Source organism: Methylobacterium sp. AC433 (assembly GCF_979253015.1).
Genome location: NZ_CEEDBN010000003.1, coordinates 385,733 through 411,790 on the forward strand (window position 1 = coordinate 385,733; position 26,058 = coordinate 411,790).

The window sequence follows — 26,058 nt, forward strand, 5'->3', positions numbered from 1 at the left end:
CGAACCGGACGATGCGTGACCGATCGGATGCCTGACGAACTCCGCACCACCGCGACACGCACGGTCGAGCGCCCGCCGGCCCGGCCGCCCTGGGCCGCCCGCCTCGGACGCCACGTCCTGCGCCGCCTGCCCCTGGCCGGGACCCTCCTCGGCCTCGGCCTCGGGATCTGGCTGATCGCCACCAACGATCTCGCCGCCGTCGGCGACGCCTTCGGCCGGGTCGGTCCCGGCGGTCTCGCCGCCATCGTGCTGGTGCGGGTGGCGGTGATCCTGCTGTGCGGGCTCGCCTGGGGCTGCGTGATCCAGGGCCTGACCGGCCTGGGACGCGCCGGAACCGGCGCCTTCGTCCTGCTGCGCTTCGTCCGCGAGGGCATCAACGTGCTGCTGCCCGTCGCCTCCGTCGGCGGCGACGTGGTGGGCGGACGCCTGCTGACCTTCTGGGGCACCGCCGGCACCCTCGCGGCGGCCTCGATCCTCGTCGACATGCTGTTCCAGGCCGGCACCCAGGCCGTGTTCGCGCTGGCGGGCGTCGGGCTCCTTCTTCAGGTCGGGGGCGAGGCGGCCCAGGCCCTGGCGACCTGGGTCCTGCGGGTGCTCGCGGTCACGGCCCTGCTGCTGGCGGCCTTCCTGGCGGTCCAGCGCAGCCCGGCCGCGCGGGCGCTCGGGCGCCGGGCCTTCGGCCGGTTGCGCCGGACCTTTCGCGGCGATGACGCCGAGGCCTCGCCGGCGGGCGGGGGCGTCTACGACGCCCTCGACGCCGTCTGGGCGCGCGCCCGCTGGGGTCGGCTCGCCGGGTCGATCCTGCTTCACCTGGCCGCCTGGGGGCTCGGCGCCCTGGAGATCTGGATCGCCCTGGCCTGCATCGGCGTCGGGTCGGTGAGCTTCACCGAGGTCGTGGTGATCGAGGCGCTGAGCCAGGCGATCAAGTCGGCGGCCTTCCCGGTGCCGAGCGGCCTCGGGGTGCAGGAGGGCGGCTTCGTCCTCCTCGGCAGCCTGTTCGGCATCGATGCGGGCACCGCCCTCGCCCTGTCGCTGATCAAGCGCGTACCCGACGTCGTACTCGGCCTGCCGGCCCTGCTGCTCTGGCAGGCCCTGGAGGCGCGACGCGCCATGATCCTGCCTCCGGCGACGTGAAGCGGCTGACATGGATTCCCCACCGCGCGGGCCGTCGGCCGTGCCCGTCGGCCTGGCCGCGACGCTCCTGCCGGTGGTGGCCCTTCTCGGCAGCATCGTCTCCCTCAGCGTCGGCACGTCCTTCGCCAAGCACCTGTTCCCGGTCCTGGGCGCGGAGGGCACCACCACGCTGCGCGTCGGCCTGTCGGCGCTGATGCTGGTGATGATCTGGCGGCCCTGGCGCCTGCGCCTGAGCGGTGCCGATCGCCGGTCTCTGCTGCTCTACGGCGCCGTCCTGGGCGCGATGAACCTGCTGTTCTACCTGTCGCTGCGCACGATCCCGCTGGGACTCGCCATCGCCATCGAGTTCTCCGGGCCGCTGACGCTCGCCCTCGCGGTGTCGCGGCGGGCCATCGACTTCGCCTGGATCGCCTGCGCCGTCCTGGGCCTGTCCCTCCTGCTGCCCCTCGGCGGCGTCTCCACCGGGCTCGATCCGATCGGGGTGGGCTGCGCCCTCGGCGCGGCCCTGTGCTGGGCGCTGTACATCGTCTTCGGCCAGCGGGTCGGGCATCTCCACGGCGGGCGGGCGGTGGCCGTCGGCATGTCGGTGGCGGCCCTGGTGGTGATGCCCTTCGGGATCGCGAAGGCGGGCGCGCTGCTGCTGGAGCCGGCCATGCTCGGCTTCGGCCTCGCGGTGGCGGCCCTGTCGAGCGCCCTGCCCTACACCCTGGAGATGGTCGCCCTGAAGCGGATGTCGAAGCAGAGCTTCGGCGTGCTCCTCAGCCTGGAACCCGCCGTCGGCTCCCTCGCCGGCCTCGCGATCCTCGGCGAGCGTCTCAGCCCCATCGAGTGGCTGGCGATCGCCCTGATCGTGGTGGCGTCCCTGGGCAATACGGTGAGCAGCCACCGCGGGCGCGTCGCCGCGGCGGCTGCGATGACCCCGACCTGACCCGGTCCCGCAAAGCCGAGCGCCCGCACCCCAACCGATTCGGGGCCGCGGAAGCGGCCCTGTGCCGGATCGGGGGCCTCGCCGGATGAGGGCCTTCGCCCCGCCTCAGGCGGCGCGCACGGTCTGGAGGAAGCGCGCGACCTCGGTGTTGAGGTGCTCGGACTGGTGCGAGAGCTCGGAGGCCGCGGACAGCACCTGACCGGCTGCCGTGCCGGTCTCTTCCGAAGCCTGGGCCACGCGCGCGATGTTGCTCGTCACCTCGGTCGTTCCGGTGGAAGCCCGGGCGACGTTGCGGACGATCTCCTGCGTCGCCGCACCCTGCTCCTCGACCGCGGCGGCGATCGAGGAGGCGACCCCGTTGATCTCGCGGATGCGCGTCGTGATCGAGCCGATGGCGGCGACGGCCTGGCCGGTGACGCCCTGGATCTGGCCGATCTGCGTCCCGATCTCCTCGGTCGCCCGCGCCGTCTGCGAAGCGAGTTCCTTGACCTCGGTGGCGACGACCGCGAAGCCGCGTCCCGCCTCGCCGGCCCGCGCCGCCTCGATGGTGGCGTTGAGCGCCAGGAGGTTGGTCTGGCTCGCGATGTTCGAGATCAGCCCGACCATGTCGCCGATCCGGGCCGAGGCCTGGCTCAGGGCCTGGACCAGCTGCACCGTCTGGTCGGCCTCGCCGACGGCCGTCTGGGCGAGGTCCGACGAGCCCGAGACCTGCCGCCCGATCTCCTGGACCGAGGAGCCGAGTTCTTCGGCCGCCGCCGCCACCGTGGTGACGTTGGCCGCGGCCTGCTCGGCCGCGGCGGCGACGCTGACGGACTGGTTCGCCGTCTCGGCCGCCGTCACCGTCATGGTCTGCGCGGTCGCCTGCAATTCCGTCGCCGCGGACGAGACCATGCCGACGATGCCGCCCACCGCCTGCTCGAAGGCGTCGGCCATCTGGCGCATGCCGGCCTTGCGCTGCTGCTCGGCATCGAGGCGCGCCTGCGCCGTCTCCGCCTCGAGCTGGCGGGCCTGGATCATGTTCTCCCGGAAGATCAGGACGGCGGCCGCCATGGCGCCGATCTCGTCCCGGCGACCGGTCGCCGGGACCTCCGCCGCGGTGTCGCCCGAAGCGAGCCGGCGCATGGCGCCGGTCATGTGCGACAGCGGCCGGGTGATCGCCAGGACCAGCATGACGACGGCGCCGCTCGCGACGAGCGCGGCGAAGAGGACGAAGCCCAGCATCTGGCTCCGCGCATTGTCGTAGGCGCCCTGTGCCTCGGCGCCGCTCGCGGCCGCCGCGGCGACCTCGATGTCCGAGAGCTTGGTCAGGCTGGCGATGACGGTCCGCATCGTCTCGGACATCGTGGTGTTGTACTGCTCCTGCGCCGTCGCCAGGTCGCCGCGCTCCGCCGCGGCGAGGCCGTCCGTCTGCTGGGCGAGGTAGGTCGCCCACTGGCGCTCGAAGGTGGCGTAGATCTCCCGGGTCGACGCGGTCCGGATCTGCTGGGCGTAGCGCGCCTGCTGCGTGCCGAGTTCGGCGATCCGCTGCTGGATCAGCGCCAGAGCCTCCGCCTTCTGTTGCGGGGTCTTGGCGGACAGCACGCGGCCGCCGTTGATGCGAACGCGAAGGGTCGCGCCCTGGATCGCCCCGATGGCTTGCGTCGCGGGAAGCCGAGCCATGCGCAGTTCGGTGGCCGCGCTGTTGATGGTCTCGATCTGCTGGTAGGCCAGTGCGGCCAGACCGAAGATCAGGATCAGCATCACCGAGAAGCAGGCGATGAGTTTGCCCTGGAGCGAGGTCGCGATACGCATTATTGTTACTCTATCTCAATTTGGATGAAATATTACTCCCAGCTATCCTTCCACGAAGTTTCGAACAGGCCGTTAATTCACATCGTACAGAGCGATCGATAAGTCGATTGCACGATCGTCACATTCTAATACGTATCGACCGACGATACTTGGCGCATTGTGCATCTCTGTTGCTGGATCGCGTCAGTTTTATCGCAATCGGTAAGTATGTCCGCTGTCTTCGCGCGATGTCGAAACGTCCATCACGACGGACGATGCCGATCCGCGTGTATTGGCGGGCCGACGCCCAGAGCGGAAAAACCCTCGCTTCCGTGGCGACGTCCGGTTCGACCCGGCCGGCCGGTCGTCGGGCCCGGTCTGTCCGACCCACGATCGGGCTCCGCCGGCCCGGGTCCGATCCGATACGCGCAGGCCGCGCCGGATCGTCCGAGCGCGCCGAACCGAGATCTGGCCCCGATCAGTCCCGCCGATCCAGCGCCGCGACGATGGCCTCCAGGGCGGTCTTCAGCCCCTCTTCCACGGTCGGATGATAGAAGGGCCGGTCGAGGAGGGCCCGTGCGGTCAGCCCGTCCTCGATGGCGAGAGCGAGGAACTGGGCGAGGTGCTCGCAGGCCGGCCCGAGCATCTCGGCGCCCGTCAGGGTGCCGCTGCGGTCGGCATGCAGCCGCAGCGCGCCGGCATTCTCGGCCATGATCCGGGCCCGGCCCTGATCGCCGAAATCCACCGTGCCGAGGACCCTGTCCGCATCCGCGGGATCGTAGGCCTCGCCGACGCTGGCCGCCTGGGGCTCGGTGAAGACCATGGTGAGCCGGGTCCAGGGCCGGGGCGCCTCGACGGCCGCCCGGCCGGAGGCGACGAGGCGCGCGGCGTTGGCGCCGGCGATCCGGCCCTGGCGGGCGGCCTCGTGCAGCACCGGCCGGTCGGCATTGGCGTCGCCCGCGATGAAGATCGGCGCGCCGGTGCAGAGCAGGCTGCGCGGATCGAAGTCCGGCAGGCCGTGATCGTCGAGGCGCAGGCCCGCTTCGGCGAGGCCGAGATGCCGGACGTTGGGCGGCCGCCCCGCCGCCGCGAGGACCCGGGCGAAGGTGCCCGTGGCGCGGGTTCCGGCCTCGTCCGTCCAGGTCAGGCGCACGCCGTCTCCCGCGCGGGCGCCCGCCTCGACCGTGCAGCCGAGGCGGAGGCACATCTCTTCGCCGAAGAGGCGGCGCGCCTCCGCGGCGAGGCCGTCGTCGCGCAGGGCGGCGAGATGCGTGCCCGGATCGAACAGGGTGACGGCGACCCCGAGCCGGGCCATGGCCTGCGCCAGTTCGAGGCCGACGGCGCCGCCGCCGAGCACGGCGAGAGTCTCCGGCAGGTCGGCGATCTCGAACACCGTGTCGCTGGTGAGCAGCCGGTCGCCGAGGTCGCGCAGGGGCTCCGGCACGGCCGGGCTCGATCCGGTGGCGACGATCGCGGCGCGGAAGCGGAGGGCGGTGTGGTCGTCCACCGCCAGGGTGTCGGCACCGGTGAAGCGGGCAAAGCCGGCGACGCGGCGCTCTGCGGGAATGGCGTCGAGGCCCTCGAACACCCCGGCCACGAAGCGGTCGCGCTCGCGCCGGACCCGCTCCAGCACGCGGCGGCCATCCACCCGCACCGGGCCGGCCTCGATGCCGAAGACGCCGGCGTGGCGCGCCGCGTGCGCGGCGTTGGCGGCGGTGATGAGCAGCTTCGAGGGCATGCAGCCCACCCGGGCGCAGGTGGTGCCGCCGGGGCCGGCCTCGATCAGGACGGCGTCGGCGCCGCCGTCCCGGGCGGCGTGGAAGGCGGCGAGGCCGGCGGTGCCGGCGCCGATCACGGCGATGTCACAGGATCTCTCGCGCATCGCGACGGCTCTCGGGTTCGCGCCTCTCGACCCCGGCCACCGGAATCGCGGGCCAACCCGCGGCCTGCGGCGAACGTTCCTGTCTGCGGCAACCCGCCCGTCAGTCGGGCTCGGCGAGCAGGCCCTCGACGAAGGAGGCCAGGCCGGTGCGGCGGGCGCGCTTCAGCCGCTCGGCGATGAGGATGCCCTCCAGGGAGCGGAAGGCGTCGTCGAGGTCGTCGTTGACGATGACGTAGTCGTATTCGCTCCAGCGCTGGATCTCCAGCCGGGCGTTGGCGAGGCGCTTCTCGATGGTGTCCGGGGAATCCTCGGCTCGGCGCTCGAGGCGGTGGCGCAGTTCGGCCAGCGACGGCGGCAGGATGAACACCGTCACCACGTCCTCGGTGAGCTTGGCCCGCACCTGGCGGGTGCCCTGGTAGTCGATGTCGAAGATCATGTCCCGGCCGGCGCCCAGCACCTTCTCAACCGGGCGGCGCGGGGTGCCGTAGAAATTGCCGTGCACCTCGGCCCATTCGAGCAGGTTGTCGGCGCTGCGCAGGGCGTCGAAGGCCTCGCGGTCGATGAAGTTGTAGTGCTTCCCGTCGATCTCCGAGGGGCGGCGCTGCCGGGTCGTCACCGAGATCGAGAGGTCGAGCCCCCATTTCGGATCGGCGGCGACGGCCCGGGTCAGGGTCGTCTTCCCCGCGCCCGAGGGCGAGGACAGGATGAGGATGAACCCGCGCCGCGCGATCGCCCCGGCATTCATCGTCAATGCGTCGCGCATCTCTAAAAAGCCTATTCGACGTTCTGAACCTGCTCCCGGAATTGCTCCACCACGGCCTTCAAGTCGAGTCCGATCCGCGACAGCGCGATGTCATTCGCCTTGGCGCACAGGGTATTGGCCTCGCGCCCGAGCTCCTGGGCCAGGAAATCGAGCTTGCGGCCGATGGCGCCGCCGGCGGCCAGCAGCTCGGCCGCGGAGGCGAGATGGGCCTGGAGCCGGTCGAGCTCCTCGCGCACGTCGGCCTTGGCGGCCAGCAGCACCGCCTCCTGGTGCAGGCGGTCGGGATCGAGGGTGCCGGCCTCCAGCAGCGTCGCGACGGTGGCGGAAAGGCGCGCCTTCACCGCCTCCGGCTTGCGGGCCGGGCAGGCCTCGGCGGCGGCGGTGAGCCGGGCCATCTCGGCGAGCTGGCCCTCGATCACCCCGAGGAGCGCGCGCCCCTCGGCCCGGCGCGCCTCGACGAGGTCGGCCACGAGGCGGATCACCCCCTCGGCGAGGTCGCGGGCCAGGGCCTCCGCGTCGGCGCCCGGCTCCTCGTCGGATTCGATCACCCCGCGGATGCCGAGGAGCCCGTCGAGGGTGGCGGGGGCCAGCCCCTCGGGCCGGGGCACGCGGGCGATGGCGGCGGCGAGCTGGCCGAGCAGCGCCTCGTTGATGCGCACGCGGGGCGCGGCCTCGGGCCGGGTCAGGTTGAGGGAGAGCTGGCACTGGCCGCGGGCCAGGGTCTTCTGCAGGGCGGTGCGGGCGACCTCGCCGACGGCGTCGTAGCCGTTCGGCACCCGCAGGCGCACGTCGAGGCCGCGCCCGTTCACGCTGCGGACCTCCCAGGCCCATTGCACCGGCCCGGTGGTGCCCGCCGCCCGGGCGAAGCCCGTCATGCTGGAGAGGATCATGGCTGTCTTCGCGTTCGTCCCGCCCTCTGTGGGGAAGGGCTGGGGGTGTAGATGGAGGGATGACCCTACGGGAGCGGAGGCCGGTGGCGCCAGCCCCGGCCCTGCCCGGTGGAACGGCACATCGTCATTCCGCGGCGCCGCAGGCGAGCCCGGACCCGAAGGGGCGCGCCGGCGGCGGGCGATCCGGAGCCGCCGACGGGCCGAGGCCTCGCACCACCTGTGTGTCCGGATCCCGGGCTCCGCTGCGCGGCCCCGGGACGACGGGGCGGGTCGTCCGGTTTCGTGGGCGGACGCTACGGCTGCTTGAGCACCGGCACGGTCTTGGGCGAGTTCAGGTCGAAGGTCTTGTTGCGCAGGGGGTCGAGGCGGGTGCCTTCCGAGGCGTCGAAGGCCTTCGGCCGGTTGGCGCCGCCCTCCGGGGTCGCCGCCATGTTGGTGCCCTCGGGGGCGTAGGCCGAGGCGGTGCCGGGAACGGCGGAGGCGCCCGGCGGATCGGCCTTGTCGACCACCGCGTCCGGCGTCGGCGTCTGGCGGGCGCGCTCGACCTGGCGCCAGCGGGCGACGTTGCGGGAATGGCCCTCCAGGGTCTCGGCGAAGGCATGGCCGCCGGTGCCGTCGGCCACGAAGAACAGGTCCTTGGTGCGCGAGGGGTTGGCCACCGCCTCCAGGGCGGCGCGGCCCGGATTGGCGATGGGACCCGGGGGCAGGCCCTCGATCACGTAGGTGTTGTAGGGCGTCGCGCGCTCGATCTCGGCCCGCTGGATGCCGCGCCCGAGGGTGCCGCGCCCGCCCACCAGCCCGTACACGATGGTCGGGTCCGATTGCAGCTTCATGCGCTTGTTGAGGCGGTTGACGAACACCCCGGCGACGCGGGGCCGCTCGTCGGCCCGGCCGGTCTCCTTCTCGACGATGGAGGCCAGGGTCACCATCTCGGCCGGCGTCTTCACCGGGATCTCGGCCGAGCGCCGCAGCCAGATCTGGTTGAGCACCTCGCGCTGCTTGGCGCGCATCAGGTTGACGATCTGCTGGCGGGTGGCGCCGCGCTCGAACTTGTAGGTGTCGGGCAGGAGCGAGCCCTCGGGTGGGATCTCGTTGATGTCGCCGGTGAGCACGTCGTTGTCGTTGAGCCGCATCACGATCTGCTCGGAGGTCAGCCCCTCCGGGAAGGTGATGGCGTGCTGCACCTGCCGGCCGGAGGCGAGGGTGTCGATGGCCTCGCCGATGCTCGCATGGGCCTTGAACGTGTACTCGCCGGCCTTCAGGGCCTTGCCCGAGAAGCGGGCGGCCCACTCGAACAGGGCGGTGTGGGTGATGACGCCCTCGCGGGAGAGCGCCTCGGCGATCTCGGTGGTGCCGCTGCGGGGCGGGATGACCACGACCTTGTCGGCGGGCAGCGGCCCCGGCTCCTTGGTCTGGCGCTCGAACAAGGTCACGCCGATCATCACGGCGATGGCCAGAACGACCGAGGCGGTGAGCAGGCCGGAGATGCGGGCGAGCAGCCCGCCGCGCTCACGGACCGGACGGTCGGGCGGCGGCGGCGCGGCGGTGGGCTTGATCGCCTCGCTCGGGCTGCGGGGCGACAGGCGGTTGGGCAGGGCCGGCTCGTCGGAGGCGATCGGCGCGGGCGCCGGGGTTTTGTCGCGCTTGCGGAAGAACATGGACATCCTGTTCGGGCCTCAGGTCCCCGCCCCGGCCGCCGCCGGAGTGTTGGGGAATCCGCGCGTCGGAGTCGAGGGGGTGGGCGCACGGGACGGGTATCTTGGCGCGCGAACTTGGTAGGTTTTGTGGCGGAAGGAGGAATCGGTGTTACATCCTCTAGTCGTATCGACAGAACCACGATTGGCTGCATTTCCTGCTAACGGCGACACAGACACCGGTGCAGTACGCGAGGAAATAATATGAACGTTGTGTTTAACGAATTTCATTCTGAATCATCTAATAAAGACATAAGCTGTAAAGTAAGCAAAATACATTTTTGTCAAGGAGAAGAAATCGAATTTGATCAGAACGGAATTACTATTGTAACCGGACCGAATAACTCCGGTAAATCTCAAATACTCCGGGAGATCGCTAGAAGATTACCTATGCGACGCTCACAAAATTCTCAACATCCATCCATCGCTAATAATATTGTCTATAACTTTCTTGGGACTTCTATTGATTTATGTGAAGTTGCCCAAAAGAGTACGATTGTTAAAGGGAACGAGGGATGGTTCATTCAATATCTTCAACAAAAAGTCCCAATCCAAGTTCTTTTAAGTCAAGTAGGGCACCATCCTCAAATTATTGAGGCTTTGTTGCGAGCAATGTTGACTTATTTGCCCACAAATTCGCGGCTACAAGAGCTAAGAACGTCTCCCATGCAGATTTTGGGAGGGACCTACGGGCCTAATTCGCAGCCACCAGCGTTAAGAAGAATGCATGAAGATATTCGGATAGAAAAGAAACTGAATCGACTAACTCAAGAAATATTTGGAATGAAATTTATTATAAATCGTTTTGCATTTCATGATTCGCGACCCTACTTACTTGATTTCGATATTCCTGAAAATATTGACAGAGATAGCGACGAATTAGCGAGGTGGTTCGAGTCTCAGCCGATTTTGGACCAACAAGGGGACGGAGTAACCGCATTTTGTGGAATATTGGCTACAATATTCGCCGATCCACGCCCCCTAATAGTCCTCGATGAACCGGAACTATTTTTGCATCCTCCGCAAATTAGGCAATTGGCTAGAATTATCGCAACGGAAACACCAGACAGCACTCAAGTGTTTGTTGCGACGCATTCGGATGAATTTGTACGTGGCATGATAGAATTTGGATCGGAGAGAGTAAATGTTATTAGAATAACTAGAAATACAAAATTGTTTACGGGAAACAAAATAAATATCCTGGACTCAGATCGAATAGAAGAGCTTTGGAGAGATCCGCTCCTCAAGACCTCAGATGCGCTATCGAGTTTATTTTATAGTACTGCTGTAGTTGTAGAAGGCGACAGCGATGCAAGATTTCTTAGGTCTATGGTCGATACATTAGAAAACGATGAGACTCTTGCAACTGAGATTCGATTTTTTCATTGCGGCGGGAAAGACAGAATTCATCGTATTGCAAGTGCTTTTCGCGCGATAGGGATAACTACTGCAGCAGTAGTGGACATTGATATCTTGGACGATAAATCAAAAATTATGCAACTCGTCGAAGCCTTTGGCGGCGACACCACGGAATTTTCGGATGATTTGAATATCGTTAGCAAGCATGTACTGGAGAAAAAAAGCCTAGAAAATGTCGGTCTTGCTAGAAGTAAAATTATTGAGATTCTAGATAAGCTCGACTCGAAGAGACCACTTACAACGAAAGCTATAAATTCTTGCTTAGAAATATTTAAAAGCTCTAATCCATGGGCCCCACTTAAAACCGCCGGTATCGAAGCTTTCGATCCAGGGGAACCGTCGATGGCCATCGATCGTATTATCACAAATTCGAAATCTTTGGGAATAATTATCAATCGTTACGGAGAATTAGAAAGTCTATGGAAATTCGCTTCAGGCAGTAAAAGCCAATGGCTTGCTGCTGCTCTTGAGAGAAATTTGAAGTCTGACCCAAAAATGAAAAAAGCTAGAGATTTTACTAAAGAAATAATCGAAGTAATCTCACAGCTTAGCTTGCGGCAGGCTTAATCCACGCGCCGCATCACCAAGCTCGCATTCGTCCCACCGAACCCGAACGAATTCGACAGCACCGTATCCACCCGCTTGCGCTTGGCCTCGTGCGGCACGAGGTCGATCGCGGTCTCGACGGAGGGATTGTCGAGGTTGAGGGTCGGCGGCAGGATGCCGTCGCGGATGGTCAGGATCGAGAAGATCGCTTCCACGGAGCCGGCCGCACCCAGCAGGTGGCCGATGGAGGACTTGGTGGAGGACATCGAGGCGCGGGCCGCGTGGTCGCCCAACAGGCGCTCCACGGCCTTCAGCTCGAGCTCGTCGCCCATGGGCGTCGAGGTGCCGTGGGCGTTGATGTAGTCGAGGTCCGAGGCCTGGATGCCGGCGCGCTTCACGGCGGCGCTCATGCAGCGGAAGGCGCCGTCGCCGTCCGGGGCCGGCGAGGTGATGTGGTAGGCGTCGCCCGTGAGGCCGTAGCCGATGACCTCGGCGTAGATCTTGGCGCCGCGGGCCTTGGCGTGCTCGTACTCCTCGAGCACGACGACGCCGGCGCCCTCGCCCATCACGAAGCCGTCGCGGTCGCGATCGTAGGGGCGCGAGGCCTTGGTCGGGTCGTCGTTGAAGCCGGTGGAGAGGGCGCGGCAGGCGGCGAAGCCCGCGAGCGCGAGGCGGTTCACCGGCGATTCGGCGCCGCCCGCCACCATGACGTCGGCATCGCCGAACTGGATCAGCCGGGCCGCGTCGCCGATGGCGTGGGCGCCGGTGGAGCAGGCCGTCACCACCGCGTGGTTCGGGCCCTTGAGGCCGTGCGCGATCGAGATCTGGCCGGAGGCCAGGTTGATGATGCGGCCGGGAATGAAGAAGGGGGAGATGCGGCGCGGACCCTTGTCGTGCAGGGTCACGGAGGCGTCGTAGATGCCGCCGATGCCGCCGATGCCGGAGCCGACCATGACGCCGGTGGCGCACTGGTCCTCGTAGCTCGTCGGGTGCCAGTCGGCGTCGTTCAGGGCCTCGCCGGCGGCCGCCATCGCGTAGACGATGAACGGATCGACCTTGCGCTGCTCCTTCACCTCCATGAAGGCGTCGGGATCGAAGCTGCCCTCGGAGCCGTCGCCGAAGGGCACGGAACACGCGATGCGGCAGGCCAGGTCGTCGACGGGGAATGCCGTCACGACCTTGGCGGCCGATTCGCCGGCGATCAACCGGCTCCAGGTGGCTTCGACCCCGCTGGCCAGCGGCGTCACCATCCCCAAGCCCGTCACCACTACCCGACGCATCGCGCTATCCCGAACCGGTCCTGTCATCACAACGAATGGCGCGCGGGGTCCGTTTCACGAGACCCCGCTGGCGCGCGACCCGTGGCCTTAAGCGGAGTTCTTCTCGAGGAACTTCACCGCATCGCCGACCGTCTGGATGGTCTCGGCGGCATCGTCGGGGATCTCGACGTTGAACTCTTCCTCGAACGCCATCACGAGCTCGACGGTGTCGAGGCTGTCGGCGCCGAGATCATCGATGAAGTTCGCGCCCTCGACCACCTTCTCCGGCTCAACGCCGAGGTGCTCGACAACGATCTTCTTCACGCGCTCAGCGATATCGCTCATCGGTCTTGGTCCTTAGCTCTTCAAGGTCGTGATGGTGCAAGGATCTTGTTGGTGAAGAGTCTTGCTGGTGGAAGGTCTTGCTGGTGGGAAGGTCTGTGAAGGTGCCGTGGCCGCCGTCCCGTCCCCGGGACTGGCTGTTCGGATTGAGCGGCCGGTGTGTTCGATCGCGCGTTTCGGGCAAGTCACCGTACTTGTCCAGTCAGTGACCCACGTTTTTCAAACATCCGCAACACGCTGAATCGGCACCCCCCTCGCACGGCAGCCGGGGTGTTAACACAGGGTTCCGACGCTGGCGAGAGCCTGTTCACAACCCGTTCATCGCTGTGGCCTTTTCGAGCCAATCGCCCGTTTTTCGGGCTGTGCGGTGCAGCGAGACGGGGGCGCCGGCGCCTCAGTACATCGCCATGCCGCCGTTCACGTGCAGGGTCTGGCCGGTGACGTAGGCGGCCTCGTCGGAGGCGAGGTAGATCGCGGCCGCGGCGATGTCGGTGCCGGTGCCGAGCCGCCCCATCGGCACGCGCCCGAGGATGCCCTCGCGCTGCTTGTCGTTGAGGGCGTCGGTCATCGGCGAGGTGATGAAGCCCGGCGCGATGCAGTTGACGGTGAGGTTGCGGGTGGCGACCTCGGCCGCCAGCGCCTTGGTCATGCCCACGAGGCCCGCCTTGGCCGCGGCGTAGTTCACCTGCCCCGGATTGCCGGTGGCGCCCACCACCGAGCCGATGTTCACGATGCGGCCGTGCCGGCGCTTCATCATGCCCTTCACGGCCGCCCGCGAGAGCCGGAACGCCGCCGAGAGGTTGACGGCGATCACCGCGTCCCACTCGTCGTCCTTCATCCGCAGCACGAGGTTGTCGCGGGTGATGCCGGCATTGTTCACCAGGATGTCGAGGCCGCCCATCGCGGCCTCCGCCGCCGGCACCAGGGCCTCCACCGAGGCCTTGTCGGAGAGGTCGCCCGGCACGACGTGGACGCGCTCCCCGCCGAGCTCCGCCGCGAAGGCCTCCAGGGCGGCCTGGCGGGTGCCCGAGACGGCGAGGGTCGCCCCCTGCGCGTGCAGGCCCCGCGCGATGGCGCCGCCGAGGCCGCCGGTGGCGCCGGTGACGAGGGCCTTGCGGCCGGTCAGGTCGAACATGGGCTTTCCTGTGGTTCAGCCGAAGGCGGGGAAGGACGCGATGTCGTCGGGGGTGCCGACCGCGCTCGCCGCGGCGCCGGGCGCAATTCGCTTGACGAGTCCGGTGAGCACCTTGCCGGTGCCGATCTCGCTGAACTGGTCGATTCCGGCGGCTGCCATGGCGGCGATGCATTCGCGCCAGCGCACGGTGCCGGTGACCTGGGCGACCAGCGCTTCGCGGATCGCGGACGGATCGGTGACGGGGGCGGCCAGAACGTTGGCGTAGACCGGCACCACGGGGCTGTGCATCGCGACCTCGACAAGCGCTCTCTGCATACGAGCGGCGGCCGGCGCCATCAGCGAGCAGTGGAACGGGGCCGAGACGTTGAGCATGACGGCCCGCTTGATCCCGCGCGACGGGGCCAGCGCCACCGCGCGCTCGACCGCGGCCCGCTCGCCGGAGAGCACCACCTGGCCGCCGCCATTGTCGTTGGCGACCTCGCAGACCGCGCCCTCGGCGGCATCCGCGGCGATCGCCTGGGCGGCCTCGGCATCGGCCCCGATCAGGGCCGCCATGGCACCGGCCCCGGGGGCCACCGCGTCCTGCATGGCGGTGCCGCGAATGCGCAGCAGCCGGGCGGCATCCGCGATGGAGAAGGTGCCGGCGGCGGCGAGCGCGGTGTACTCGCCCAGCGAATGCCCGGCGACGCAGGCCACGTCGCGCTTCAGATCGAGGCCGCGCTCGGCCTCCAGCACCCGCAGCGTCGCGAGGCTCGCGGCCATCAGGGCCGGCTGGGCGTTGGCCGTGAGGGTCAGTTCCTCCACCGGCCCCTCGAACATCAGGCGCGAGAGCGGCTGGCCCAGGGCCTCGTCGACCTCCGCGAACACGTCCCGGGCCTGGTGGAAGTGCTCGGCCAGCGCCCGCCCCATGCCGACCGCCTGGCTGCCCTGGCCCGGGAAGATGCAAGCGCGCGCCATCTGAAGTCCTCGTCGTGCCGGATCGCCCCGAGAGGCTTGGCCCCGGGGCAGGAAGGGCGGCGCAGTCGCACCGCCCGCCACCTGTGTCAACATGGCACTGCAGCGACGCGGAGCGCCTTCACCCCTCGTTGAAGAAGTCGACCGTACCGGAATCGAGGCTGTAGGAGGCCCCGACGATCCGCAGCTTGCCGGCCTTCAGCGGGTCCAGCAGTGACGGTTCGGAGGCGCTGCGCAGGCGCTCCACCACGCGATTGACGTTGGCGCGCACGCAGTTCTCGGTGAAGTCGCCCGGTTTGTCGCGCTGCGACAGCACCGCGGGCACGATCGGCTCGATCATCCGCCCGATCGAGCCCGGGAAGACGGTGTTGTTCCTGACGACGTCGATGGCCGCCTCCACCGCACCGCAGCGGCTGTGGCCCATCACCAGCACCAACGGCACGCCGAGTTGCGAGACGCCGTATTCGATCGAGCCGAGGGCCGCGGTATCCACGCAGTTCCCTGCATTCCTCACGATGAAGAGCTCGCCGAGACCACGCCCGAACAGGATCTCAGGCGACACGCGCGAATCGGAGCAGCTCACCAGCACCACGAAGGGAGTCTGCCCGAGCGCGATCTCGATCCGGCGCTCGCGCCCCTGCACCGCCCGGACCGGGCTATCGGTCTGGTAGAGGCGGTTGCCCTCCTTCAGGGCCTCCAGCGCCTGGTCGGCGGTCAGGGTCGTCTTCCTGGTCGACGGAGCCGCCGCGGAGGCGATGCCAGGGACGGCGGTGGCCGCGAAGCAGCCGGCCGCAAATCCGCATCCGCAGCCGAGCAGGCCGCGGCGGGTGAGCTGTGTCGTCATGGCCGCGTTCGTCCCCTTCCCCGCGTCGGAGCTTCGCCGCGGCAACTCCCGTCTACAGCCGACCGAAGCGCTGCGTCGCTGAGGCGTTATGCGGGGGACGGAGCGCGGATTGCCGGAGGATCGTCGAACGTGCGCAACAGGATAGACGGGCCGCGGCGCTTGTTGCCCGACGTCAAGGGGTGTATGAGGCGAGCTCAGCCCAGAAATTCCGTCCGAGGAAGGAGCCGTCCGCCATGGCTCGCGTCACCGTTGAAGACTGCATCGACAAGGTCGAGAACCGCTTCGAGCTGGTTCTGCTGGCCAGTCACCGTGCCCGCCTGCTCGCCGCGGGTGCACCGCTGACGATCGACCGCGACCGCGACAAGAATCCCGTCTGCGCCCTGCGCGAGATCGGCGACGCGACGATCACCGCGGACGACCTCAAGGAACAGCTCATCCACTCGATGCAGAAGTACGTCGAGGTCGACGAGCCCGAGGCCGAGACCGTGCCGCTCCTGTCGAGCTCGCCCGCCGCTGCTGCGGTCGCTCCGCCCTCGTCGAGCGACGACAGCGCGGTTCAGTTCGACCGCATGAGCGAGGAAGACCTCCTGCGTGGCCTCGAGAACCTCGCTCCGCCGACCGAGACGGACGACGAGGCCGAGTAAACCTCTTCCGACCCGATCGATCATTCGAAGAACCCGGCCTCCGAGCCGGGTTTTTTCGTTTCCAAGGCTCGAATCGCGGCCGATGCGACGCCGTGGGGCTGGCGTGCTCGCGTGCGATGCGGGACACATCCAGGGAGCGGGTCCGGGACCGGGTCCGCCGCGCGTGAAAGGGTCTTCCGGCGGATGATGCGCCAATACGAACTTGTCGAACGGGTGAAGCGCTACAATCCCGCGGCGAACGAGGCCCTGCTCAACCGCGCCTACGTCTACGCCATGCGTGCCCATGGCACGCAGAAGCGCGCCTCGGGCGATCCGTTCTTTGCCCATCCCCTCGAAGTCGCCGGAATTCTCACCGACCTCCGGCTCGACGACGCCACCATCGTCGCCGCGGTGCTGCACGACACCGTAGAGGACACGGCCGCCACCCTCGACGAGATCCGCGAGCTGTTCAGCCCGGAAATCGGCGCGCTGGTGGACGGCCTGACCAAGCTGAAGCGCCTCGACCTCGTCTCGAAGCGCGCGGCGCAAGGCGAGAACTTCCGCAAGCTGCTCCTGGCGGTGGCGGCCGATGTCCGCGTGCTTCTCGTCAAGCTCGCCGACCGCCTGCACAACATGCGCACGCTCCATCACATGCGCGCGGACAAGCGCGAGCGCATCGCGGAGGAGACCCTCGACATCTACGCGCCGCTCGCCGGCCGTATGGGTATGCAGGAACTGCGCGAGGAATTGGAAGACCTCGCGCTCCGGAACCTCAAACCGGAGATCTACGCCACCATCGAGCAGCGCCTTGCCGACCTCTCGGCGAAGTCCGAGCGCCTCGTGGAGAGCATCGAGCACGATCTGACCGCGAAGCTCTCGGCGCAAGGCATCAAGGCCGTCGTCACGGGACGCCAGAAGCGGCCCTACTCGATCTCCGCCAAGATGGAGCGCAAGTCCGTCGCCTTCGAGCAGCTGTCGGACATCTTCGGCTTCCGGGTCGTGGTCGAGACGTTAGCCGATTGCTACGGTGCGCTCGGCGTCGTCCATACGAGCTGGCCGATGGTTCCGGGCCGGTACAAGGACTACATCTCGACGCCGAAGCAGAACGACTACCGCTCGATCCACACCACGGTGATCGGCCCGAAGAGCCAACGCGTCGAGCTGCAGATCCGCACCGCCGCCATGGACGAGATCGCCGAGTACGGCATCGCGGCGCACGCCCACTACAAGGAGAGCGGCGGCAAAGACGAGATCGGCGGTGGACATCCCCGTCTCGCGACCGAGAGCGGTGCCTATCAGTGGCTGCGCCGAACGATCGAACTTCTGGCCGAGGGCGATAGCCCGGAGGAGTTCCTGGAGCACACGAAGCTCGAACTCTTTCAGGACCAGGTGTTCTGCTTCACCCCGAAGGGACGCCTGATCGCCCTCCCCCGCGGCGCGACCCCGATCGATTTTGCCTACGCCGTCCATACCGACGTCGGAAACACGGCAGTGGGTGCCAAGATCAACGGCCGCATGGCGCCGCTGCTGCACGAATTGGTCAACGGCGACGAAGTCGAGATCGCCCGCTCGGACGGTGCCTCACCACCCGCGGCATGGGAATCTCTGGTGGTCACCGGCAAGGCGCGCGCTGCGATCCGGCGGGCGACCCGCTCCGCGGTGCGGCGCCAATATGCCGGCCTCGGCCGCCAGATTCTCGACCGTGCCTTCGAGCGGGCGGCCAAGAGCTTTTCCGAGGACAAGCTGCGCGGTGCGCTTCCGCGCCTCGCCCGCCAGAGCACCGAGGACGTGTTCGCCGCGGTCGGGCGCGGCGAGATGTTCTCCGGCGATGTCGTGCGGGCAGTCTATCCGGACCACAAGGATGAGCGCCGCAGTGCTCCGGCGCCCTTGCCGCAGCCGGCCTCCACGGACGGCGCCGGGCGCCTCAGCCTCGCCAAGGATCAGACTATGCGCCTGACCTTCCCGGAAGGGACGGGTACGGACCACGGCCGATCGGACGGCATCCCGATCCGCGGGCTCGACAGCGACCTGCCGGTGAGCTTCGCACCCAATGGTGGTGCCGTGCCTGGCGACCGCATCGTCGGCATCCTCACCCCCGGGGTCGGCGTCACGATCTACCCGATCCAGTCGGCGGCCCTGGCCGCCTTCGACAACGAGCCCGATCGCTGGCTCGACGTGCGCTGGGACGTCGAGGCCGGGACCAGCGAGCGCTTCCCGGCGCGCCTCGCCCTGCAGTCGATCAACGAACCCGGCGTCCTCGCGCAGATCGCTCAGGTCATCGCCGACCATGACGGCAACATCGACAACGTCTCGATGAAGCGAAAGACGCAAGACTTCACCCAGATCGTCATCGACCTCTCGGTCTGGGACTTGAAGCACCTGAACGCGATCGTGTCCGAGCTTCGTGGCAAGCGGACTGTCAACAAGGTCGAGCGGGTGAACGGGTAGGCCCGACCGGCGTTGTGGAGGGACCAAGCCCCGGCCCGGCGCTGCCCAGGCACCGTGCGACCCGTAGGCTTGGCCGCAGGCTGCTTCACTTCCGTAGCATGACCGGGTTTTACATCCATTGCGCGCAAGCCCGGGATACAGGACTTTCTTGGTTGTAGACCGGAGTGGAGCCGTTAAGATCGACGCGAAACATTATTCTTAAGTCAGCAAAATTTGACTTTTCGCGACGCCGAGCCTTAATCAATCAGAAGGTATTGCAGTCGACATATCAGGGCTGCGCGATCAGTCCGCAGACCTTTGCGACGCTCGATTTTCCAGAATTTCTACAGCAACACTGAGCGTAACAGCCAAAATCTAATCACGCTGCCGCCGACATTTCAAATATTCATTCCTTTTCCCCTGTTAAGTGGATTTTTTGATGAGCGCACAACAGCGCAGCGCCCTGTTTATCGATGGCGCCAATCTCTATGCGGCAACGAAAGCACTCGGCTTCGATATCGACTACAGAAGACTCCTGAGGGAATTTCAGTCGCGAGATTCGCTGCTCAGGGCCTTCTACTACACCGCAATCGTCGAAGATCAGGAATATTCTTCGATCCGCCCATTGATCGACTGGCTCGACTACAACGGTTTTCGGGTCGTTACCAAGCCTGCCAAGGAATTCGTCGACTCGATGGGTCGGCGGAAGGTGAAGGGCAACATGGACATCGAGTTGGCGATCGATGCGCTGGAACTCGCTCCCCACATCGACCACATGGTGTTGTTCTCCGGTGACGGAGACTTCCGCTCCCTGGTGGAGGCGATGCAGCGCCGCGGTGTCCGGGTCACCGTCGTCAGCACGATCCAGACGCAGCCCGCGATGATCGCGGACGACCTGCGGCGGCAGGCGGACGAGTTCGTCGACCTGGCGCACTTGGTCTCGCGGATCGGCCGCGATCCCGGCGAGCGGGCGTCGCGCGGCCCGGACAACCGGAACAACGGCGACACTGGGACCCGTTCCCGCGGCGAGACGCCGGAACGTTCGGCGCGCCCGAGCCCGGCACTGGAAAGCCGCTACGGCATCCGCCAGGACGACGAGCCGGTGGGCTCGTGAGACTTCCGGCCTCCGGCATCAGCCCTTGTCGCGCATGATCCGGGCGCGGTCGCGCTGCCAGTCGCGCTCCTTCGAAGCCTCGCGCTTGTCGTGGAGCTTCTTGCCGCGGCCGAGGCCGAGCTCGATCTTGGCCCGGCCACGCTCGTTGAAATAGATCTTCAGCGGCACGACGGTGAAGCCCTCGCGCTGGGTGGCGCCGATCAGCTTGTTGATCTGCTTGCGGTGGAGCAACAGCCGGCGCGGTCGCTTGGTCTCGTGGTTGAAGCGGTTCGCCTCGACGTATTCCGGGATGTAGGCGTTGAACAGCATCAGGTCGGTGCCGGACGGACCGGCATAGGCCTCCCCGATGGTCGCCTTGCCCTTGCGCAGGGATTTGACCTCAGTCCCCGTCAGGGCGAGCCCGGCCTCCAGCGTATCGGTGATCTCGTAGTGGTAGCGGGCGGCGCGGTTGTCAGCGACGACGCGGCGGTTCGATTCGGGTTTGGGAGCCATCACAACGTCGGGTCAGGCCGGTCGCGCCATCGCGGCCGGGCCGAGGGATATGGTTCTGCGCGGACCGCTTTGCCAGGCGGGCTCAGGCGTCCAGAAGGCCCGCGTGACGCAGGGCGGCATCGACGAGCGCCTTTGTCTCCGCGCCGACCGTGAGGAGCGGCAGCCGCACCTCGTCGGTCATCAGGCCGAGGCGTGCGAGCGCATACTTCGCCGGTGACGGATTCGGCTCCACGAACATGCTGGCATGCAGCGGCATCAGCCGATCCTGGATCTGCAGCGCCCTGGCGTAATCGCCGCCGAGTGTTGCCTCCTGCAGGTCGGCGCAGAGCCGGGGCGCCACGTTCGACACGACCGAGATGCAGCCGCAGCCGCCATGGGCGTTGAAGCCCAAAGCGGTCGCATCTTCGCCGGAAAGCTGGATGAAGTCTTCACCCATGGCCTGACGCTGCAGGCTGACCCGGTCGAGCTTGGCCGTCGCGTCCTTCACGCCGGCGATGTTCCTGAGTTCGTAAAGGCGCGCCATCGTTTCGACGCTCATGTCGACGATGGAGCGCCCAGGAATATTGTACAGGATGATCGGAATGCCGATGGCGTCGTTCACGGCCTTGAAATGCGCGTAGAGCCCGGCCTGGGTCGGCTTGTTGTAGTACGGCGTGACCACGAGCACGGCATCGGCTCCGGCCTTCTCGGCGTGGCGGGCGCGCTCCACAGCCTCGGCGGTGGAGTTCGAGCCGGCGCCGGCAATCACGGGCACGCGGCCGGCGGCCTCCTCGATGCAGATCTCGACCACGCGGTCGTGTTCGGCATGGCTCAGGGTCGGACTCTCGCCGGTGGTGCCGGTGGGAACGAGCCCATGGATGCCTTCAGCGATCTGCCAGTTCACGAATTTGCGGAAGGCCGCCTCGTCGAAGGCTCCGTCCTTGAACGGAGTCACGAGGGCGGTCATCGCGCCCCTGAGGCGTCGTGTGGAGGTCTCGGTCATCCTGGCGTTCCCAGCCGTCGGTCTCGTCATGGGCCGGTGTTCCGGCAGCGGCACCGCTTCGCGCGGACGGGCAGACATAGGCTCTCGCCCGCACCGGCGCAAACGCTGCTTTTACGGGGTTAATGCCTTCTTAATGCCCTCTGGGTGAGCTTGAAGGCCTGTCCACGGTGATGGGACTGGAAGAACCATGGTGTTCTCGACGCAGCGCGCAGCCCTGATGCTGGCCTTCAGCCTTGTTTCGGCCGGAGCCATCGCGGCCTCCTCCGGTCCGGAGGCGGATGCCCCGAGCCTACGCCCGGCCAGCGACGCGGTGGCCCCCTCCTCCGCCCTCCCGGAGGCCAAGGTCGCAGACCCGACGGCGGCAGATGCCCTGAAGATCGAGGCGAAGTCGCCTGAGACCGCGCCGAGCCAGGGCCTCCCCGCTGCCGCGAAGGCCTACGCCTCCGCCGATCCCGAGGCCGGAATTGCCTTTCCGATGCCGGACGCCACCGTCTCCCCGGCGGCGCCCGTCCCGGAAGTGCCCGACTTGAGCCGAGCAGCGCAGGTGGCGCCCGATATCGATCTACCGGCCCTGCGCCAGGCGATCGACGCCTATCGCAAGGGGCGTGTCTCCGAGGGCGACCGGCTGCGGGACGGCTTCAAGGATCCGGCGGCGCGCGCCCTCCTCGAATGGGTGGCGATCCGGGCGGGGGCCGGCATCGGCTTCGAGCGCACGGTCGCGTTCACTCGCAGCAATCCGGACTGGCCGGCCGGCCCCCTCCTTCGGCGCCGGGCCGAGGAGGCCCTGCTCACCGAGCGTCGTAATCCTGCAACCGTGAGGGCTTTCTTCGCTGTCTCGCGGCCCGCGAGTGCGCCGGGCAAGTTCGCCCTGGCGCTGGCCTCCAAGGCGGACGGCCTCGACGAGGACGCCGCGGCCCTGGTCCGCGACCTGTGGCGTTCCGAGACTTTCGGCCGAAATCTCGAGGCGAAGGTCCTCGACGCCTTTCCGACGACCCTGACGCGGATCGACCACCGCTACCGGATGGAGCGCGCGCTGCTGAAGGAGGATTACGACACCGCCGGTCGGGCCGCGACCTTGGCCGGCGGCAGCTACGCGACCCTGGTTCGCGCCCGCCGGGCCGTCGAGGACAAGAGTTCGGCGGCCCCCTCCGCACTCAACGCGGTCCCCCCGTCCCTGCGGAGCGATTCCTCCTACATCCTGTCGCGGGCGCAATATCTGCGCCGGCACGACAAGTTCACTGAGGCGGCCGCGATGCTCGCCACAGCACCCTCGAATCCTGACGTCCTAGTCGATGGCGACGAGTGGTGGGTCGAGCGCCGGATCGTCGCGCGCAAGCTCATCGACAGCAACGACCCGGGCGCCGCCTACGCGGTGGCCCGCGCGCCCTGCGCCCGCACCGTCGAGAAGCGGATCGAAGCCGAATTCCACGCCGGCTGGATCGCGCTGCGCTTCCAGGGCGACGCCGCCAAGGCGGCGCTGCACTTCGCCGAAGCGGCCCGGATCGCCGAAACACCGATTTCCCTGGCCCGCACCGCCTACTGGCAGGGCCGCGCCGCGGAGGCCCTGGGCCAAGCCGAGGCCGCCAAGGCCTTCTACGAGCGCGCCGCCCTCCAGCCGATCGCGTATTACGGACAGTTGGCGCGGACGAAGCTCGGACGCTCCAGCCTGGCGCTGCGCAGCATCCCTGCGCTCGATGCCGCTCAACAGGCCGCTTTCGATCAGCGCCTCTACGTCCGGGCCCTGAAGATGCTCGAGGCCGCCGCGATCCGCGACTTGGCCCTGCCCCTCTACATCGATACCGCCAACCGCCTCACCGATGCGGCCGAGCTCGAAGCGCTCGGAAACGTCGCCGCCGAGCAGCGCAACTCCCGTGCCCTGGTGGCCATCGGCAAGATCGCTGTCCAGCGCGGCTTGCCCCTCGACGCGCATGCCTACCCGACCATCGGCATCCCGAACTACGAGGCCTCCTCCGCCGTGCCCCTCGTGGAGAAGGCGATGGTCTTCGCCATCGCCCGGCAGGAGAGCCAGTTCGACCCGCAGGCCCAGTCCAGCGTCGGCGCACGCGGCCTGATGCAGATGATGCCGGCCACCGCCCAGCGCACCGCGCGCCGGGTCAGCGCGAGCTTCGACACCGACCGTCTGACCAGCGACCCCGCCTACAATGCCCGTCTGGGGCAGGCCCATCTCGGCGAGTTGATGGAAGATTGGCGCGGCTCGTACATCCTCGCCTTCGCCTCGTACAATGCCGGCGGCGGCAACGTGAAGAAGTGGATCGACGCCTACGGCGACCCGCGCAAGGGCGGAGTCGATCCCATCGACTGGGTCGAGCGCATCCCCTTCACCGAGACGCGCAACTACGTTCAGCGCGTGATGGAGAACCTGCAGGTCTACCGCAATCGCCTCGACGGCAAGAGCGCCCTCCTCATCGATGGCGACCTGCAGCGCGGAGCGCGCTGAGGACGCGTGGTCAGGCGGGCACGGCCGCGCTAATTGGCGGGGTCTGTCCCGCCTGCCCCGGATCCGCCGTGCCCGAACCCATCGAACCCGCCGCCATCACCGCTGCCGTCCTGGTCATCGGCGACGAGATCCTGTCCGGGCGTACCAAGGACAAGAACATCGGCACCATCGCGGATTACTGCACCGCCATCGGCATCGATCTGAAGGAAGTGCGTATCGTTCCCGACGAGGCCGACCGCATCATCGCCGCCATCAATGCCCTGCGGGGCTCCTACACCTACCTGTTCACCACTGGCGGCATCGGCCCGACCCACGACGACATCACGGCCGACTGCGTAGCCGCCGCCTTCGGCGTGTCGATCGACGTCGACCCGCGCGCGAAGGCGATGCTGCTGGAGCGCCACCGGCCCGAGGATTTGAACGAGGCGCGCCTGCGCATGGCCCGCATTCCGGCCGGGGCCGACCTCATCGCCAATCCGGTTTCCAAGGCGCCGGGCTTCCGCTTGGGCAACGTCATCGTCATGGCCGGCGTGCCTGGTATCATGCAGGCCATGCTCGACAATGTCGGACCGACCCTGGCGACGGGTGCCAAGGTGCTGTCGGAGACCATCGAGGCCGGCAACCTGCCCGAGGGCACCTATGCGGGCGGCCTTGCGGCCATCGCCAAGGCCCACGCGATGGTCTCGATAGGCTCCTATCCGTCGATGACACCGATTGGTTTTGCCAATCGGATCGTCGTGCGCGGCCGGGACGGCGCGGCTTTGGCCGCCGCCCGGGCCGAGGTCGCTGCGTTCCTCGAGGAATTGCGCGGCGGCTCACCCGCCTGAACATTCGCGCTCCCGATCCGCTTCCATCCGAGCGACCCCTCATCGATCGAGCGACACCGGGAGCAGATGTGATGGTCGATGAGCGCGAGGACGGGGTCGACACGAAGGCCGAGACCGTCGCGGAGATCGGTCGGCCCGACGCCTTCGTGCTGCACGAGGTCATCCGTCTCGAGGGCGACGAGGAGCTCCGCCGCCAGGGGAGCGCCCTATTGCTATCGGCCGTCGCCGCCGGTCTGACGATGGGATTCTCCCTCATCGTGCCCGGCGTGCTGAAGGCGCACCTGCCCAAGGCGCCCTGGGCCGTCCTAATCACGAGCCTCGGCTACGCCACCGGCTTCCTCATCGTCGTCCTGGGTCGCCAGCAGCTGTTCACGGAGAACACGCTGACGCCGATCCTGCCGCTGCTGCACGACCGGAGTCGGACGACCCTGAGGCGGGTCCTCCGACTCTGGGGAATCGTGCTGACGGGCAACATCGTGGCGACGGCGATGATCGCGGCGGTGCTCGCCTATTCGGATGCCTTCGAGCCGAGTGTCCACGCCGCGTTCTCGACGCTCAGCCAGCACGCCATCGGATCTGCCTTCGGCACCACGATGATCAAGGCCGTCTTCGCCGGCTGGCTCATCGCTCTGATGGTGTGGATGCTGCCGGCGACGGGCTCGGCCGCGCCGTTCGTCATCATCCTCATCACCTGGCTGGTCTCGATGTGCGGACTCAGCCACATCGTCGCCGGCTCGGTCGACGCATTCTACCTCGTCTTCGCCGGCCAGGCGACGATGGTCGACTATGCTTGGCGATTCTTCCTGCCGACGCTCATCGGCAACGTCTTCGGTGGGACCGCCCTGGTGGCGGTGCTGAACTTCGGACAGGTCGCGCCGGAGGTCGAGGAGCAGAAGGCCTCAGACGGCGAGGCGTGACCCGCCATCAATCGACCCGGTCGGGGTGCCCCCGCACGTAGCCGTGGGAGATCAGCCGATCTCGCCGAAGAGTTCGCCGCTCAGCCTCGCACAGATCGGTCAGGGCATCGGCAACGGCGCGGTGCAGGGCCAGGATCGCGTCGCCCGCCGCCTCCTCCAAGTAGGCGGCGACGATCGCCTCCGCCGGCGCGATCCAGGTGGGCGCGGGGGTGGAGCGGGACTGCATCGAAGATCCTGATTGAGAACATATCAGGAACATGCGGCGGAAGGCTCGGAATGGTCAACTGGGTCGCGGAGCTTTTCCGAAGAAACGATCCGTCGAGGAGGCCGGCGCACGAAGATGGGCCGGCACCGCCGTCACGCGCGAACCAGTCCCCTGCCCTTCACGGCGGCCGCCAGTGCTTTCAAGTTGCGGTTGAGGTCGGCGATCTCGTTCAGGGCGATCGTCTTGTGGCCGTCCTTGACCGCGCGCTCGATGTCGCTGACCTGGTCGGTCGCGATGCGCTTCAGTTCGGCGGCGAGCTGGTCCCGTGTCATCGTCGCTCCTGTCACGGCTGGAGGGTTGCCGATCCGGAGATAGCGCAACGTGCTTAACCGGCCGTTGTCGGCCTCCGCACTGCACCAGTCGATCGCGGCAGAACCCACGATGCGGCGAAAA

Annotated in this window: 23 protein-coding genes; 9 read left to right on the forward strand and 14 right to left on the reverse strand. The window is 67.5% G+C overall.

All coding sequences use genetic code 11. The features are described 5' to 3' along the window. The first annotated feature begins 27 nt into the window (after positions 1-27). A complete protein-coding gene (locus AC0IWM_RS07830; RefSeq protein WP_471753994.1) occupies positions 28-1,134 on the forward strand; it encodes a lysylphosphatidylglycerol synthase domain-containing protein in 1,107 nt (368 codons plus the stop codon). Positions 1,135-1,144: 10 nt separating this feature from the next. Beyond that, positions 1,145-2,062: an EamA family transporter gene (locus AC0IWM_RS07835; RefSeq protein WP_471753996.1), complete on the forward strand. Its 918-nt coding sequence runs from the start codon at positions 1,145-1,147 to the stop codon at positions 2,060-2,062. A gap of 105 nt (positions 2,063-2,167) precedes the next feature. Here the strand turns inward: AC0IWM_RS07835 and AC0IWM_RS07840 are convergent, their stop codons facing one another. From AC0IWM_RS07840 to mltG, 5 genes are all read right to left on the reverse strand, one after another. Continuing rightward, positions 2,168-3,853 carry a methyl-accepting chemotaxis protein gene (locus AC0IWM_RS07840; RefSeq protein WP_471753998.1) on the reverse strand — a complete coding sequence of 562 codons (1,686 nt, stop codon included), beginning with the start codon at positions 3,851-3,853 and terminating at the stop codon, positions 2,168-2,170. A 457-nt stretch (positions 3,854-4,310) separates the two neighbouring features. Further along, complete coding sequence (locus AC0IWM_RS07845) at positions 4,311-5,714, reverse strand: dihydrolipoyl dehydrogenase (RefSeq protein WP_471754000.1); 1,404 nt, start codon at positions 5,712-5,714, stop codon at positions 4,311-4,313. Positions 5,715-5,814: 100 nt separating this feature from the next. Further along, entirely contained in the window at positions 5,815-6,477 is a 663-nt protein-coding gene (gene gmk / locus AC0IWM_RS07850) for a guanylate kinase (RefSeq protein ID WP_471754002.1), read from the reverse strand. Between the two features lie 11 nt (positions 6,478-6,488). Continuing rightward, positions 6,489-7,367 carry a YicC/YloC family endoribonuclease gene (locus AC0IWM_RS07855; protein ID WP_471754004.1) on the reverse strand — a complete coding sequence of 293 codons (879 nt, stop codon included), beginning with the start codon at positions 7,365-7,367 and terminating at the stop codon, positions 6,489-6,491. Between the two features lie 293 nt (positions 7,368-7,660). Beyond that, positions 7,661-9,025 carry an endolytic transglycosylase MltG gene (mltG, locus tag AC0IWM_RS07860; RefSeq protein WP_471754006.1) on the reverse strand — a complete coding sequence of 455 codons (1,365 nt, stop codon included), beginning with the start codon at positions 9,023-9,025 and terminating at the stop codon, positions 7,661-7,663. Between the two features lie 240 nt (positions 9,026-9,265). Here mltG and AC0IWM_RS07865 point away from each other — a divergent pair, with 240 nt between their 5' ends. Continuing rightward, entirely contained in the window at positions 9,266-11,047 is a 1,782-nt protein-coding gene (locus AC0IWM_RS07865; protein ID WP_471754008.1) for an ATP-dependent nuclease, read from the forward strand. Here AC0IWM_RS07865 and fabF read toward each other — a convergent pair. The 5 genes from fabF to AC0IWM_RS07890 all read right to left on the reverse strand — a co-directional run bounded on the left by fabF (position 11,044) and on the right by AC0IWM_RS07890 (position 15,560). Further along, positions 11,044-12,306 (reverse strand): beta-ketoacyl-ACP synthase II, encoded by a 1,263-nt coding sequence (fabF, locus tag AC0IWM_RS07870; RefSeq protein WP_471754010.1) that lies wholly within the window; start codon positions 12,304-12,306, stop codon positions 11,044-11,046. The two genes, AC0IWM_RS07865 and fabF, sit on opposite strands and share 4 nt — an antisense overlap. A gap of 87 nt (positions 12,307-12,393) precedes the next feature. Continuing rightward, complete coding sequence (locus AC0IWM_RS07875) at positions 12,394-12,630, reverse strand: acyl carrier protein (RefSeq protein WP_018044468.1); 237 nt, start codon at positions 12,628-12,630, stop codon at positions 12,394-12,396. A 391-nt stretch (positions 12,631-13,021) separates the two neighbouring features. Further along, positions 13,022-13,762, reverse strand: a complete 741-nt coding sequence (gene fabG / locus AC0IWM_RS07880; protein ID WP_471754012.1) for a 3-oxoacyl-[acyl-carrier-protein] reductase — start codon at positions 13,760-13,762, stop codon at positions 13,022-13,024. 15 nt (positions 13,763-13,777) lie between these two features. Then, positions 13,778-14,719, reverse strand: coding sequence for an ACP S-malonyltransferase (gene fabD / locus AC0IWM_RS07885; protein WP_471754014.1), 942 nt, complete (start codon positions 14,717-14,719; stop codon positions 13,778-13,780). Between the two features lie 118 nt (positions 14,720-14,837). Then, the gene (locus tag AC0IWM_RS07890; RefSeq protein WP_471754016.1) at positions 14,838-15,560 is read right to left on the reverse strand and encodes a carbonic anhydrase; all 723 of its coding nucleotides are present in this window, start codon (positions 15,558-15,560) and stop codon (positions 14,838-14,840) included. A gap of 233 nt (positions 15,561-15,793) precedes the next feature. On the opposite strand from AC0IWM_RS07890, the gene rpoZ reads away from it, so the two are divergent. From rpoZ to AC0IWM_RS07905, 3 genes are all read left to right on the forward strand, one after another. Then, a complete protein-coding gene (rpoZ, locus tag AC0IWM_RS07895) occupies positions 15,794-16,204 on the forward strand; it encodes a DNA-directed RNA polymerase subunit omega (protein WP_471754018.1) in 411 nt (136 codons plus the stop codon). Between the two features lie 183 nt (positions 16,205-16,387). Next, positions 16,388-18,631, forward strand: coding sequence for a RelA/SpoT family protein (locus AC0IWM_RS07900; RefSeq protein WP_471754020.1), 2,244 nt, complete (start codon positions 16,388-16,390; stop codon positions 18,629-18,631). A gap of 418 nt (positions 18,632-19,049) precedes the next feature. Beyond that, positions 19,050-19,724, forward strand: a complete 675-nt coding sequence (locus tag AC0IWM_RS07905; protein WP_471754022.1) for a LabA-like NYN domain-containing protein — start codon at positions 19,050-19,052, stop codon at positions 19,722-19,724. 18 nt (positions 19,725-19,742) lie between these two features. On the opposite strand, the gene smpB is transcribed toward AC0IWM_RS07905, so the two are convergent. Beyond that, positions 19,743-20,216 carry an SsrA-binding protein SmpB gene (smpB, locus tag AC0IWM_RS07910; RefSeq protein WP_055957959.1) on the reverse strand — a complete coding sequence of 158 codons (474 nt, stop codon included), beginning with the start codon at positions 20,214-20,216 and terminating at the stop codon, positions 19,743-19,745. Between the two features lie 82 nt (positions 20,217-20,298). Next, positions 20,299-21,198 carry a 4-hydroxy-tetrahydrodipicolinate synthase gene (gene dapA / locus AC0IWM_RS07915; protein WP_471754024.1) on the reverse strand — a complete coding sequence of 300 codons (900 nt, stop codon included), beginning with the start codon at positions 21,196-21,198 and terminating at the stop codon, positions 20,299-20,301. A gap of 187 nt (positions 21,199-21,385) precedes the next feature. Here dapA and AC0IWM_RS07920 point away from each other — a divergent pair, with 187 nt between their 5' ends. The 3 genes from AC0IWM_RS07920 to AC0IWM_RS07930 all read left to right on the forward strand — a co-directional run bounded on the left by AC0IWM_RS07920 (position 21,386) and on the right by AC0IWM_RS07930 (position 25,400). Continuing rightward, complete coding sequence (locus AC0IWM_RS07920; protein WP_471754026.1) at positions 21,386-23,656, forward strand: lytic transglycosylase domain-containing protein; 2,271 nt, start codon at positions 21,386-21,388, stop codon at positions 23,654-23,656. 68 nt (positions 23,657-23,724) lie between these two features. After that, entirely contained in the window at positions 23,725-24,483 is a 759-nt protein-coding gene (locus tag AC0IWM_RS07925; RefSeq protein ID WP_471754028.1) for a competence/damage-inducible protein A, read from the forward strand. A 71-nt stretch (positions 24,484-24,554) separates the two neighbouring features. Further along, positions 24,555-25,400, forward strand: a complete 846-nt coding sequence (locus AC0IWM_RS07930) for a formate/nitrite transporter family protein (protein WP_471754030.1) — start codon at positions 24,555-24,557, stop codon at positions 25,398-25,400. A gap of 7 nt (positions 25,401-25,407) precedes the next feature. Here AC0IWM_RS07930 and AC0IWM_RS07935 read toward each other — a convergent pair whose 3' ends face one another. Together AC0IWM_RS07935 and AC0IWM_RS07940 are read right to left on the reverse strand one after the other, a co-directional pair. Beyond that, a complete protein-coding gene (locus AC0IWM_RS07935; protein WP_471754032.1) occupies positions 25,408-25,626 on the reverse strand; it encodes a hypothetical protein in 219 nt (72 codons plus the stop codon). A gap of 131 nt (positions 25,627-25,757) precedes the next feature. Then, entirely contained in the window at positions 25,758-25,937 is a 180-nt protein-coding gene (locus tag AC0IWM_RS07940) for a hypothetical protein (RefSeq protein ID WP_056475241.1), read from the reverse strand. Positions 25,938-26,058 lie beyond the last annotated feature (121 nt).

Coding starts and splice junctions, on each gene's coding strand:
- AC0IWM_RS07905 (WP_471754022.1), top strand. CDS start 19,050: ATGAGCGCACAACAGCGCAGCGCCCTGTTTATCGATGGCGCCAATCTC.
- fabD (WP_471754014.1), bottom strand. CDS start 14,719: ATGGCGCGCGCTTGCATCTTCCCGGGCCAGGGCAGCCAGGCGGTCGGC.
- AC0IWM_RS07930 (WP_471754030.1), top strand. CDS start 24,555: ATGGTCGATGAGCGCGAGGACGGGGTCGACACGAAGGCCGAGACCGTC.
- smpB (WP_055957959.1), bottom strand. CDS start 20,216: ATGGCTCCCAAACCCGAATCGAACCGCCGCGTCGTCGCTGACAACCGC.
- rpoZ (WP_471754018.1), top strand. CDS start 15,794: ATGGCTCGCGTCACCGTTGAAGACTGCATCGACAAGGTCGAGAACCGC.
- gmk (WP_471754002.1), bottom strand. CDS start 6,477: ATGCGCGACGCATTGACGATGAATGCCGGGGCGATCGCGCGGCGCGGG.
- fabG (WP_471754012.1), bottom strand. CDS start 13,762: ATGTTCGACCTGACCGGCCGCAAGGCCCTCGTCACCGGCGCCACCGGC.
- AC0IWM_RS07835 (WP_471753996.1), top strand. CDS start 1,145: ATGGATTCCCCACCGCGCGGGCCGTCGGCCGTGCCCGTCGGCCTGGCC.
- AC0IWM_RS07875 (WP_018044468.1), bottom strand. CDS start 12,630: ATGAGCGATATCGCTGAGCGCGTGAAGAAGATCGTTGTCGAGCACCTC.
- dapA (WP_471754024.1), bottom strand. CDS start 21,198: ATGACCGAGACCTCCACACGACGCCTCAGGGGCGCGATGACCGCCCTC.
- AC0IWM_RS07900 (WP_471754020.1), top strand. CDS start 16,388: ATGATGCGCCAATACGAACTTGTCGAACGGGTGAAGCGCTACAATCCC.
- mltG (WP_471754006.1), bottom strand. CDS start 9,025: ATGTTCTTCCGCAAGCGCGACAAAACCCCGGCGCCCGCGCCGATCGCC.
- AC0IWM_RS07840 (WP_471753998.1), bottom strand. CDS start 3,853: ATGCGTATCGCGACCTCGCTCCAGGGCAAACTCATCGCCTGCTTCTCG.
- AC0IWM_RS07830 (WP_471753994.1), top strand. CDS start 28: ATGCCTGACGAACTCCGCACCACCGCGACACGCACGGTCGAGCGCCCG.
- AC0IWM_RS07935 (WP_471754032.1), bottom strand. CDS start 25,626: ATGCAGTCCCGCTCCACCCCCGCGCCCACCTGGATCGCGCCGGCGGAG.
- fabF (WP_471754010.1), bottom strand. CDS start 12,306: ATGCGTCGGGTAGTGGTGACGGGCTTGGGGATGGTGACGCCGCTGGCC.
- AC0IWM_RS07940 (WP_056475241.1), bottom strand. CDS start 25,937: ATGACACGGGACCAGCTCGCCGCCGAACTGAAGCGCATCGCGACCGAC.
- AC0IWM_RS07855 (WP_471754004.1), bottom strand. CDS start 7,367: ATGATCCTCTCCAGCATGACGGGCTTCGCCCGGGCGGCGGGCACCACC.
- AC0IWM_RS07845 (WP_471754000.1), bottom strand. CDS start 5,714: ATGCGCGAGAGATCCTGTGACATCGCCGTGATCGGCGCCGGCACCGCC.
- AC0IWM_RS07890 (WP_471754016.1), bottom strand. CDS start 15,560: ATGACGACACAGCTCACCCGCCGCGGCCTGCTCGGCTGCGGATGCGGA.
- AC0IWM_RS07865 (WP_471754008.1), top strand. CDS start 9,266: ATGAACGTTGTGTTTAACGAATTTCATTCTGAATCATCTAATAAAGAC.
- AC0IWM_RS07920 (WP_471754026.1), top strand. CDS start 21,386: ATGGTGTTCTCGACGCAGCGCGCAGCCCTGATGCTGGCCTTCAGCCTT.